This window comes from Massilia sp. 9096, assembly GCF_000745265.1.
Lineage (GTDB): Bacteria > Pseudomonadota > Gammaproteobacteria > Burkholderiales > Burkholderiaceae_D > Telluria.
Genome location: NZ_JQNN01000001.1, coordinates 4,564,670 through 4,576,820, shown reverse-complemented (window position 1 = coordinate 4,576,820; position 12,151 = coordinate 4,564,670). Strand labels below are relative to the sequence as shown.

At 64.3% G+C, this 12,151-nt stretch carries 8 protein-coding genes; 7 read left to right on the top strand and 1 reads right to left on the bottom strand.

Features of this window, described 5'->3' with window-relative positions:
• Nucleotides 1–23 precede the first annotated feature (23 nt).
• Complete coding sequence (locus tag FA90_RS19775) at nucleotides 24–1,244, bottom strand: HD-GYP domain-containing protein (RefSeq protein WP_036171804.1); 1,221 nt, start codon at nucleotides 1,242–1,244, stop codon at nucleotides 24–26.
• 290 nt (nucleotides 1,245–1,534) lie between these two features.
• Here FA90_RS19775 and icmF point away from each other — a divergent pair, with 290 nt between their 5' ends.
• The 7 genes from icmF to FA90_RS19740 all read left to right on the top strand — a co-directional run bounded on the left by icmF (nucleotide 1,535) and on the right by FA90_RS19740 (nucleotide 12,105).
• Nucleotides 1,535–4,822 (top strand): fused isobutyryl-CoA mutase/GTPase IcmF, encoded by a 3,288-nt coding sequence (gene icmF / locus FA90_RS19770; RefSeq protein WP_036171801.1) that lies wholly within the window; start codon nucleotides 1,535–1,537, stop codon nucleotides 4,820–4,822.
• Nucleotides 4,823–4,978: 156 nt separating this feature from the next.
• Nucleotides 4,979–6,010 (top strand): polysaccharide deacetylase family protein, encoded by a 1,032-nt coding sequence (locus FA90_RS19765; RefSeq protein ID WP_051971941.1) that lies wholly within the window; start codon nucleotides 4,979–4,981, stop codon nucleotides 6,008–6,010.
• Nucleotides 6,007–6,600: a hypothetical protein gene (locus tag FA90_RS19760; protein WP_036171798.1), complete on the top strand. Its 594-nt coding sequence runs from the start codon at nucleotides 6,007–6,009 to the stop codon at nucleotides 6,598–6,600. Before FA90_RS19765 ends, FA90_RS19760 begins: the two co-directional genes overlap by 4 nt.
• Entirely contained in the window at nucleotides 6,597–7,883 is a 1,287-nt protein-coding gene (locus tag FA90_RS19755) for an ATP-grasp domain-containing protein (protein WP_156116785.1), read from the top strand. Before FA90_RS19760 ends, FA90_RS19755 begins: the two co-directional genes overlap by 4 nt.
• A 38-nt stretch (nucleotides 7,884–7,921) precedes the next feature.
• Nucleotides 7,922–8,236, top strand: coding sequence for a hypothetical protein (locus FA90_RS19750; protein WP_036171795.1), 315 nt, complete (start codon nucleotides 7,922–7,924; stop codon nucleotides 8,234–8,236).
• A gap of 185 nt (nucleotides 8,237–8,421) precedes the next feature.
• Nucleotides 8,422–11,199 (top strand): XrtA/PEP-CTERM system TPR-repeat protein PrsT, encoded by a 2,778-nt coding sequence (gene prsT, locus FA90_RS19745; protein ID WP_036171792.1) that lies wholly within the window; start codon nucleotides 8,422–8,424, stop codon nucleotides 11,197–11,199.
• Between the two features lie 123 nt (nucleotides 11,200–11,322).
• Entirely contained in the window at nucleotides 11,323–12,105 is a 783-nt protein-coding gene (locus tag FA90_RS19740) for an N-acetyltransferase (protein WP_239700855.1), read from the top strand.
• The last annotated feature ends 46 nt before the right edge of the window (nucleotides 12,106–12,151 follow it).

Sequence of the window (12,151 nt, the reverse complement as noted above, 5' to 3'; positions counted from 1 at the left end):
CAACGCGCAGCGGGTGTTCGAGCCTATTCCAGCGCCAGGAAGCGCTGCGGATCCACCTTCCACTTCTCGGCCGACTCGTGGCTCACGATCTTGTCGGCGCCGCCGAAACCCACGCCGCGCGATAAGTCCACGGTTTCCGGCTTGATGTAAGTCTGGCTTTTCGTGCTGTAGAACACGTTCACCTTGGGCGTGAGCAGACTGCTTTCGTGCGGCTCGACCACCACGCCCAGGCGGCCCGATTCCAGCAGCACCAGCGTGCCGACCGGGTAGATGCCGACACAGCGCATGAATTCCTGCATGAGGATCGGGTTGAACTGGAACTTGCTCCATTCGTACATCTTGCGCAGTGCCTCGGCCGCCGGTATGCCCTTGTGATAGCAGCGATCGGCCGTGATGGCGTCGTAGACGTCGACGATCGCCGCCATCTGCGCCAGTTCGCTGATCTCGTTCTCGCTCTGGCGGTCCGGATAGCCGCTGCCGTCGCGCCTTTCGTGGTGATGCAGCGTGATGTCGAGCGGGATTTCGCCGATCTCCGGCGAGCGGCACAGGATCTCGTAGCCGTCGCGCGGATGCTTGCGCACCACCGCGAATTCCTCGTCGGTCAGGCGGCCCGGTTTGTTCAGGATGTGGTCGGGGATCAGCGCCTTGCCGGTATCGTGCAGCAGCCCGCCGATGCCGGCCTGGTAGACCGTCGCGGCGTCCATCTGGCGCGAGCGGCAGAAGGCCACCAGCAGCGTGCACACGCTGACCGAGTGCTGGAAGGTGTAATCATCCTTGTTCTTGATGACGCACAAGCCGAGCAAGGCGCTGGCATTGCGCAGGATCGAGGTCGTGATGCTTTCGACCACCGGCGCCACCTTGTCGAGCTCGACCGCCTTGCCCAGGCGCGCATCCTGCATCACCGTGCGCACCAGGCCGGCGGCCTGGCGCCGGATCGACACCGCACGCTCGAATTCCTCGGCCAGCGTCACGCGCAGCGGCATCACCGGCTTGCTTGCGATCGCCGTGAGTTCGGCTTCGGTCGCGGCCTGGGCTTCTTCCATGGTCGGCGCATCCTCGACATCCATGCCGCGTGCGCAATCGATCGTCACGCCACGGATGCCGGCCTGCATGATCTTGAGGATTTCTTCGTCGCGGGTGAGGACGAAACGGTTGCGGACAAAGGGGTGCTCCATCCAGCCGCAGTCCAGATCGTGGATGAACATCCCGACCCGCAACTGCGATGCATCGACTTTCTTCAACATGAGACTGACTTCAAGGTGTAGTAATCGCGCCGACTGGCGGTCTTTCAGTATAGCAAGTGTTCCACTTGTATTGCTCCTGAGAAGATACCAAAAGGCTAGCCTTGTATCCTTGAAGCTACATTTGTGTATATAGCACATCAAACCAAATTCACGCATTTTTTCCTTCGCCAGCCACAGTATGCAGCCAGCATGGAACGAGCACGCTTGGCTTGCCGCCCATGCTTGACGTTTACGTTAACGTCATATACCGTACAGAGACCACCGATCGCACCCGCAATCCAAGGAACACCATGAACGACATCACTCCCGCTGCCAGGCTCGACCTGCCGGAGCAGCCCAGGCTGGCCAACAAAGTGCGTTTCGTGACCGCCGCTTCGCTGTTCGATGGCCATGACGCCTCGATCAACATCATGCGCCGGATCCTGCAGTCGAACGGTGCCGAGGTCGTGCACCTGGGTCACAACCGCTCGGTCGACGAAGTCGTCACCGCCGCACTGGCCGAAGACGTGCAAGGCATCGCCATCTCGAGCTACCAGGGCGGCCACGTCGAATACTTCAAGTACATGATCGACCTGCTGCGCCAGCGCGGCGGCGCCCACATCAAGGTGTTCGGCGGCGGCGGCGGCGTGATCGTCCCGAGCGAGATCGACGAACTGCATGCCTACGGCGTCACCCGCATCTTCAGCCCGGAAGATGGCCAGCGCATGGGCCTGGTCGGCATGATCCGCTCAATGCTGGAAGCGTGCGACGTCGATTTGTCGGCCTACGCGCCCACTTCGCTGGCGCCGCTGCAAACCGGCGCGATCGAAGCGCGCCACCGCCCGCTGGCCCAGCTGATCACCGCGCTCGAAGCCGGCAAGGCGGCGCCCGCGCTGCACAAGCAGATCGTCGACAGCGCCGAAGCTGTGAAAGCGCCGGTACTGGGCATCACCGGCACCGGCGGCGCCGGCAAATCCTCGCTGACCGACGAGCTGATCCGCCGCATCCGCCTCGACCAGGACGACCGCCTGAACATCGCCGTGATCTCGATCGACCCGTCGCGCCGCAAGTCGGGCGGCGCCCTGCTGGGCGACCGCATCCGCATGAATGCGATCAATCCATGGAACGGCCAGAGCCGCGTGTTCATGCGCTCGCTCGCCACGCGCGAAGCCGGCTCGGAAATCTCGCAGGCGCTCCCTAGCGTGATCGCCGCCTGCAAGGTGGCCGGCTTCGACCTCGTCATCGTCGAAACGTCCGGCATCGGCCAGGGCGACGCCGCCATCGTGCCGCACGTCGACCTGTCGATGTACGTGATGACGCCGGAATTCGGCGCCGCCTCGCAGCTGGAAAAGATCGACATGCTCGACTTCGCCGACTTCATCGCGATTAACAAATTCGACCGCAAGGGCGCACAGGATGCGCTGTGCGACGTCGCCAAGCAGGTCCAGCGCAACAAGGAGCTGTGGAGCCAGTCGCCGGACGACATGCCGGTCTACGGCACGCAAGCCTCGCGCTTCAACGACGATGGCGTCACCGCCCTGTACCACGGCCTGCTGCCGGCCCTGCTCGAGCTCGGCCTGCACGCGCAGAGCCCCAAGCTGCCCAGGCCGACGCTGAAATACTCGAGCGGCAAAAACGTGATCGTCCCGCCGGCGCGCACGCGCTACCTGGCCGAGATCGCCGACACCGTGCGCGGCTACCATCGCAACGTCGGCAAGCAAGTCAGACTCGCGCGCGAGCGCCAGCAGCTGAGCGAGACCAAGCGCATGCTGGCGGCCGTCAACCGCGACGTGGTGCTGGACGACCTGATTCTCGAGCGCGACAACGCGATGGCGGGCGAGGCCAAAAGCCTGCTCGCGGCCTGGCCGCAGCTGCAGGCGACCTACGCCGGCGACGAGCACGTGGTCAAGATCCGCGACAAGGAAATCTGCACCAATCTGACCTACACGACCCTGTCCGGCAACAAGGTGCGCAAGGTCGCGCTGCCGCGCTTCGAAGACCACGGCGAGATCCTGCGCTTCCTGATGCTGGAAAACGTGCCGGGCGCTTTTCCCTATACGGCCGGCGTGTTCCCGTTCAAGCGCGAGGGCGAAGACCCGACCCGCATGTTCGCCGGCGAAGGCGACGCCTTCCGCACCAACCGCCGGTTCAAACTGGTCTCGCAGGGCATGGATGCGAAACGCCTGTCGACTGCGTTCGACTCGGTCACGCTGTACGGCGCCGATCCGGCGCTGCGCCCCGACATCTACGGTAAAGTCGGCAACTCGGGCGTGTCGATCGCCACGCTGGACGACATGAAAGTGCTGTACGAGGGTTTCGATTTGTGCAGCCCGAGCACGTCGGTCTCGATGACGATCAACGGCCCTGCCCCGACCATCCTGGCGATGTTCATGAACACCGCGATCGACCAGCAGATCGACAAGTTCACGCAAGAGAATGGCCGCGTACCCAATGCGGACGAAGCGGCGAAGATCAAAGCCTGGGTGCTGGCCAACGTGCGCGGCACCGTGCAGGCCGACATCCTGAAGGAAGACCAGGGCCAGAACACCTGCATCTTCTCGACCGAATTCTCGCTGAAGGTGATGGGCGACATCCAGGCCTACTTCGTCGACAACCAGGTACGCAATTTTTACTCGGTGTCGATCTCGGGCTACCACATCGCCGAAGCCGGTGCGAACCCGATCTCCCAGCTGGCCTTCACCCTGTCGAACGGTTTCACGTTCGTGGAAGCGTATCTGGCGCGCGGCATGCACATCGACGATTTCGCGCCCAACCTGTCGTTCTTCTTCTCGAACGGGATGGATCCGGAATACACGGTGCTGGGCCGCGTGGCGCGCCGCATCTGGGCGGTGGCGATGCGCGACAAATACGGCGCCAATGACCGCAGCCAGAAGCTCAAGTACCACGTCCAGACCTCGGGCCGCTCGCTGCATGCGCAGGAGATCGACTTCAACGACATCCGCACCACCCTGCAGGCGCTGATCGCCATCTACGACAACTGCAACTCGCTGCACACCAACGCCTACGACGAGGCGATCACCACGCCGACCGACGAATCGGTGCGGCGCGCGCTGGCCATCCAGCTGATCATCAACCGCGAGTGGGGCCTGGCCAAGAACGAGAACCCGAACCAGGGCGCGTTCATCATGGAGGAACTCACCGACCTGGTCGAGGAAGCGGTGCTGCAGGAATTCGAGCGCATCGCCGAACGCGGCGGCGTGCTGGGCGCGATGGAAACCGGCTACCAGCGCGGCAAGATCCAGGAAGAGTCGATGCTGTACGAGCACCGCAAGCACGACGGCTCGCTGCCGATCATCGGCGTGAACACCTTCCGCAATCCGAAGGGCGCCGCCGCCCCGGCGACGATCGAACTGGCGCGCTCGACCGACGACGAAAAACAGTCGCAGCTGACGCGCCTGGAAGATTTCCACCAGCGCCATGCTGCGCAAAGCCCGGCCGCCTTGGCTGCACTGCAGCAAGCCGCAGTCGACAACGACAACGTGTTCTCGCGCCTGATGGACGCGGTGCGGGTGTGTTCGCTGGGCCAGATCACGACCGCGCTGTTCGAGGTGGGCGGACAGTATCGGCGCAATATGTAGACGCCTCTAATAAGAAGCGGCGCCTGGCCGCCTTACCCAAGGGTTTCCTCACATTGCGGCGGGGAAACCCTTTTTTGTTATCGCACCTGCACAATTGCGCGCGGGATAGTCAAGACGTCGTGATACCATTTAATTCCTAGTCATTAAGCTATCGTCATGCGCACCCGGGTTTGCATCACCATCGACACCGAATTCAGCATCGGCGGCGCGTTTGCGGATGCGTCGCGCATCCCGGTCGCCGAGCAGAACGTCTGGTGCAACGTCAATGGGCGCTCCGAAGGTCTGGGCTTCATGCTCGACACCTTCCGCCGTCATCGCGTCGAAGCCACCTTCTTCGTCGAGACCGTCCAGCGTCACTATTTCAAGAACGATCCGATGCGTCCGATCGCCCACCAGATCCGCAACGCCGGCCACGAAGTGCAGCTGCATTCGCATCCGTGCTGGTCGCTGTTTGCGCACCAGGACTGGCCCGAACGCGCGCGCGCGCAACGGCGCCTCGACGATTTCGCCGGCCGCCCGCTCGAAGATTCGGTCCAGCTGCTGCAGCAAGGCATCGACACCTTCGCCGACTGGGGCGTGGAACGGCCGACGGCTTTCCGCAGCGGCAACCTGCAGCATGACGAGAACCTGTTCAAGGCGCTGGCCCAGGTCGGCATTCCGTACAGCTCCAACGTGGCCGTCGCCGTGTTCCACACCGGCCAGGCGGATTACGCGCTGTACAGCGGCACTCACGAGCGCCATGGCGTGCTCGAATGCCCGGTGCTGACCTATTCGGACTGGAAAGTCGGTTCGAAACGCCACATGAAGGCGCTGACCATCGCCGGCACCAGCTTTTCCGAAATGCGCATACTGCTCGAAAAAGCGTATGCGGCCGAAGTGCCGCTGGTGGTGATCCTGACCCACCCGTTCGAATACGTGCAAAGCACCGATTCGCAATACAGCCATACCCGGCGCCACGCCGTCACCCAGCAGCGCCTGAAACAGCTGTGCGCCTGGCTGGAGCAGAACGACGACCGCTTCGACGCCTGCGGCATGGCGCGCGCCGCGCGCGATCCGGACTGCCGCGACGAGCGCAACCTGCTGCTCGACAGCCCGATCTGGCACAGCCTGCCGCGCATGGGCACCCAGGTCGCTTACGACCGTTTCGGGCGCTTCGCGCTCGCCTGCACGAGGCCCGCCGCAGCATGACGACCACCTGGATCAACCGCCAATTCGGCACCTTCCGCGGCCTGGTGCGCCTGGGCCTGGCCTACGCCGAGCTGGCCACCGGCCGCTTGTCCGCCTTCCAGCTGCGCCGTCCCGAGAACGTGCGCCGCCTGGTGTTCGTCTGCCACGGTAATATCTGCCGCAGCGCCATCGCGCACCGCCTCGCGCTGGCCGAGGGCTTGCCGGTCGCGTCGCTCGGCCTGTCGACGTCGACCGGCGCCAGCTCGCCCAAGCAGGCGGTGGCCGCGGCCGCGCGCGCGCAGGTCGACATGAGCACGCACCGGGCGACCGACTTCACCGATTTCGAGGTGCAGCCGGGCGACCTGTTCCTGGTGATGGAAGTGCGCCAGGCGCACAAGCTGCGCCGCCGCCTCGGTGCGCGCGACGACGTCTACGTCTGCCTGCTCGGCATGTGGGGCTCGCCCGTGATGCCGCACCTGCACGACCCGTTCACGCTGAGCGACGCCTATTTCGACACCTGCTTTGCGCGCGTGAAGACGGCCGTGCGCCGCCTCGGCGACGCGCTGCCGCACCTCAGGACCGTCGAGGCCGGCCAGAGGAAAACCGGATGAACCCGCGGATGCCGTCGACGCAGCTGCCCGCCGTGGTGGTGGGCATCGAGACCCCGATCGGCCTGACCGTGATCCGCGACCTCGGCAGCCGCGGCGTGCCGGTGATCGGCGTCGGCCGCTCGGATGCGGCGCTCGGGCTGGCTTCGCGCTACCTGCGCCGCGGCGTGCTGCGCGCGGGTTCGGCGCAGGGCCTGATCGACCAGCTGGCCGCGCTGGGCCAGGAGCTCGGGCGCGCCTGCCTGTTCGCGATCTCGGAAAACGACATCGAACTGCTGAACCGGCACCGCGACCGCCTGACCAACTTCACCATCATGTTCGCCGACGAGCGGCGCATGGCCAGCGTGCTGAACAAGGATGCGACCTACGCCGCCGCCGCGCGCGCGGGCGTGCGTGCGCCGCGCACCGAGCAGGTGACCAACCTGGCCGAGGTCGAGGCGCTCGGCGCTACCCTGCGCTTCCCGGTGGTGCTCAAGTGGGCCAATCCGCACGAGGCGATGGCGGTGCTGGGTCCGTTCGGCCTGGGCATCGACAAGACCCGCTATTGCCACTCGGCCGCCGAACTGATCGACTACCTGCGCCCCTACGGACGCGCCGGCGTGTTCCCGCTGATCCAGGAATACTGCGCCGGCTACGGTCTGGGCCAGTTCGTGCTGATGAAGGATGGCGTCGCGCATTACACCTTTCAGCACCGGCGCGTGCACGAATGGCCGCCGGAAGGCGGCTTTTCCAGCCTGTGCGAATCGGTCGGGGCACGGGAACACGCGGCGCTGATGGAAAAATCGATCGCGCTGCTGCGCGAACTCGAATGGGAAGGCGTGGCCATGGTCGAATACCGCTACGACCCGGCCACCAACGAGGCCGCGCTGATGGAAGTCAACGGCCGCTTCTGGGGCAGCCTGCCGCTGGCCTACCACGCCGGCGCCAGTTTCCCGTATTTGCTGTACCGCCTGTTCGGCCTGGGCGAGGCGATCGTGCCGGCCGCCTACCGCGCGGGCGTGCGCTGCCGCTACATGCTGCCCGAGACCAAGCGCCTGCTGCGCATCCTGTTTGCCCAGCATAAGATCCCGGACCGCAAGCTGCGTTTCGCGCGCGGCGCCGAACTGGCCGGCTACCTGTTCGACTTCGTGCGGCCCGGCAGCCGCTATTATGTATTCGACACGCGCGACCCCGGTCCCTTCTTCAGCGACCTGAAGCAGATGGCGAAAAAAGCGCTCGGCCCGGTCCTGCCGCAACGCCGCCCGGCCCCGGCCCAGATCGAGCAGGACGCGCGCAAGGGCCACTGAGGCTCTAGAATGAGGTCATCGCCGCCACGGAGACCAGGATGCCCATCAAGCCGGAGCAACTCGCCACCCTGATGCAGGAGGTGGAGCAGGAAGACCCGATCGATTTCGCCGACCTGCCCTTTCCCGAGGACGATCTGCGCCAGCTGGTCGCCGAGCACTTGTGCGAGATGGCGGCGTCGATGGAAAACTTCAGCACCGAAGACCGTCTCATGACCCTGCTGGCCGTGTCCGCCAAGCTGGTGCTGGAAAACCTGGTGCTGCACGTGCAGCTGCTGCGCCGCCACGGACTGCCGGTCGGCGACAACGTCGACGCCCTGCTCAGCCGCTTGCGCAACAACGACGGTGCCGATTGAACCACATCCCTTGCCAGATTGTTACATGGTGATGACGACGCGTTGTCCGGCGACCACTGAGCAAGGGAAGATTTGCAACATCGATGTTCAGTCGTGCGGTTTTCTAACTATTCCTTCAGGTATTATTGTTGGCGAGGAAATTCCGTAGATAAACGGAATGCAAGCCAACACCACAAGGATTTTAGATGCCGCGTCACGCCACCAAGCTCAAACTCATCGCTGCCGTCGTCTCCGGCGCTTTCCTGATCGGCGGCCTGTCGGCCTGCCATCGTAGCCAATCGACTGCCAGCCTGCTCGCCGACGCCAAGCAATACCAGCAAAAGGGCGATACCAAGGCGGCGATGATCCAGCTGAAGAACGCTGTCGAACAGAGCCCGGAAGACGGCGAGGCGCGCATGCAGCTGGCCACGCTGGAATGGGATATGGGCGATGCCATCTCGGCCGACAAGGAATTGCACAAGGCGCGCTCGCTCGGCATCGCCGACGACCGCGTGCTGCCGATGATGGGCAAGGCGATGCTGCAGCAAGGCCATGCCAAGGAACTGCTCGACGAAATCCCGGCCGCCAAGGCCGCCCGCTCGCCGCTCCTGCTGGCCCTGCGCGGCAACGCGCTGCTGGCGACCGGCAGCGCCGACGAGGCCAAGCAGGCTTACGAACAGGCGCTGGCGCTGAACCCGAACGAGGGCGAAGCCATACTCGGCCTGGCGCGCCATGCGATGGGACAGAAAGACCAGGACGGCGCACAGCGCTACATCGCCGAGGCGCTGGTCAAGGATCCGAAGAACCCGGACGTGTGGATGGCCCACGGCGCCATGCTGCGCCTGCAGGGCAAGCAGGCCGAGGCGCTGGCCGCCTACGACCAGGTGCTCAAGCTCAATCCCGAGCACCGCACGGCCCACATCGAAAAAGCCTACATGGAGATCGGCTTCGGCAAGTTCGCGGAAGCGAAAGCCGAGATCGAAGCGGCCCGCAAGGCGGCGCCGAACAACCTGCTGGTCACCTACACCCAGGCGCTGTACGACTTCTCGCAGGGTAACTTCGCCGCCGCCGAAGAGTCGCTGCAACGCGTCCTCAAAAGCGCGCCCGAGCACATGCCCAGCGTCCTGCTGGCCGGCGCGTCCGAGCTGAACCTGGGTACGCTCGAACAGGCCGAGCGCCACCTGCGCCACTACCTGGAAAGCAACCCGACCGACCTGTACGCGCGCAAACTGCTGGCCCAGACCCTGCTCAAGGGTTCGCAGCCGGCCGACGCCGCCGCCGCGCTGGCGCCGGTGCTGAAGGATTCGACCCAGGATCCGCAGCTGCTGGCCCTGGCCGGCGAGTCGTACATGCAGGTGCGCGACTTCGACAAGGCCAACGTCTACCTCGAAAAAGCCGCTGCGCTGGCGCCGAAGGCCGCCGCGGTGCGCACCTCGCTCGGTCTGGCCAAGCTGGCCCAGGGCGACCAGGCGCGCGGCATGAGCGAACTGGAGATGGCGACCTCGCTCGATCCGAAGTCGCCCCAGGCCATCATGGCGCTGGTGCAGACGCAGATGAACCTGAAGCAGTACGACAAGGCGCTGGCCTCGATCCAGTCGCTGGAAAAGCAGCAGCCGGACAACGCGCAGGTGCAGAACCTCAAGGGTGCGGTCTACATGGCCCAGAACGACCGCGCCGACGCCCGCGCCGCCTTCGAGAAAGCGGTGGCGCTGCAGGCGACTTACTTCCCGGCCGTGACCAACCTGGCGCGCATGGACCTGGAAGACGGCAAGCCGGACGCCGCCAAGGGACGTTTCCAGAAGGTGCTGGACAAGGACAAGAACAATTTCGGCGCGATGGCAGCCCTGGGTGACCTGGCGATGGCGCAGAAGAAGACCGACGAAGCCACCAGTTGGTATGAAAAAGCCAGCAGCGCCAACCCGGACGCGGTCGTCCCGGCGCTCAAGCTGGGGCAGCACTACCTGCAGATCAACCAGCCGCAAAAGGCGCTGACGCTGGCGCGCAAGTTCCAGACCGCGAACCCGACCAACCCCGAACTGCTCGATCTGGTTGGCGAAGCCCAGGTCGCGACCAAGGATTACAGCAGCGCGCTCGACACCTACAGCAAGCTGGTCGCCGTGGTGCCGAAATCGGCCCAGGCCCAGCTGCGCCTGGCCGGCGTGCACATGCTGCTCAAGAACGACAGCGAAGCGGCGTCGGACGTCAAGCGCGCGGTCGAACTGCAACCGAACTTCCTGCCGGCGCGCGCCGCCCAGGTCCAGCTGGCGATGCGCGCCAACCGTCCGGACGATGCGCTGGCCGTGGCGCGCGACCTGCAGAAGGCCGATCCGAAATCGCCGGCCGGCTTCGCGCTCGAAGGCGACCTGCTGATGGCGCAGAAAAAGCCTGCACCCGCGGTCGCCGCCTACGACAAGGCGCTGTCGCTGAAGAAGTCGAACGAGCTCCTGATCAAGTCGCTGATGGCGATGAACGCATCCGGCAAGGGCAAGGAAGCCCAGGCCCGCGCAGCGCAATGGCTGAAGGAGAACCCGAACGACCAGGCGGTCGGCATGTTCGCGGCTGAAACCAGCCTGGCCAACAAGGATTTCAAGACGGCGATCGCCCAACTGCAGGCGCTGCTCAAGGCCAATCCGAACAACCCGGTTGCCCTGAACAACCTGGCCTGGGCCTATCAGCAGGAGAAGGATCCGCGCGCCCTGGCGACCGCCGAACAGGCCTACAAGGTCGCCGGCGACAACCCGGGCGTGATGGACACCCTGGGCTGGCTGCTGGTCGAACAGGGCGACACCACCCGCGGCCTGCCGCTGCTGCAAAAGGCCGGCGGCATCGCACCCAATGCACCCGAGATCCATTACCACCTCGCGGTCGGCCTGAACAAATCGGGCGACAAGCAGGGGGCGCGCAAGGTACTGGACCAGTTGCTCGCGCAAAATCGTCCATTCCCACAAATGGAAGAGGCCCGCGCATTGCTCAAGACCTTATAAATCGTTAAGATACTGTTACAAAGTTGCACAAAAAATAAGCCGGCGCCCGCGTTTCGGGGCCGGCCTGCCAAACTAGGGCGTCCGGTACTGATGGGCGCACGAATTACTTGGGGGTAGTCTGCGATGACGACTTTCGAAGATATCAAGAATCCTGAGGGTGAACCGGCCTCATCCCTATCGGACGCTCATGTTTTTGATGAACGCGATAATATGACGCCCTCCAAATTAGAGGATGTTATCGTGAACCACGATTCGTACGGAATCCGGCTTACCGATACCGCTGACGGGCGCAATTCGGCCAGTATGCTGATCAACAAGATGTACGCCTGGCGTGGTTATGCCGGCACGCATCAGTTTAGTGACGACCCGAACCGCATCACCCTCACCGCAACTGACAAAGGCGACGTGGTGGGAACGCTCACCATCGGTATCGATGCTCCGATCGGCTTGATGGCCGACCAGATCTTCAAGGAAGAACTGGATGCCCACCGCAACCGCGGTGCGCGCCTGTGCGAGTTCACGAAACTGGCGTTCGATCCGTCGGTGCGTTCGAAAACCTCGCTCGCCAACCTGTTCCACCTGGCGGTAATCTATGCGCGCGACATCCACCAGTGCACGGATATCGTGATCGAAGTGAACCCGCGCCACCGCCGCTTTTACGAGCGCATGCTCGGCTTCGAGCAGGAAGGCCAGCTCAAGATCAACACCCGCGTCGACGCGCCGGCCTACCTGCTGCGCGTGAATCTGGAATTCGTCACCCAGCAAATCCAGAAATACGGCGGCACCTTCGATGCCGACGGCGCCACCACCGAACGTTCGTTCTACCCGTACTTCTTCTCGCCGCGCGAAGAACGCGGCATCATCAACCGCCTGTTGCGCATGGACGAACAGCAGCAAATCGCCTGACTCCCAATGCCGCCTCCGGGCGGCATTGTCGTTTTCCCTTCAACCC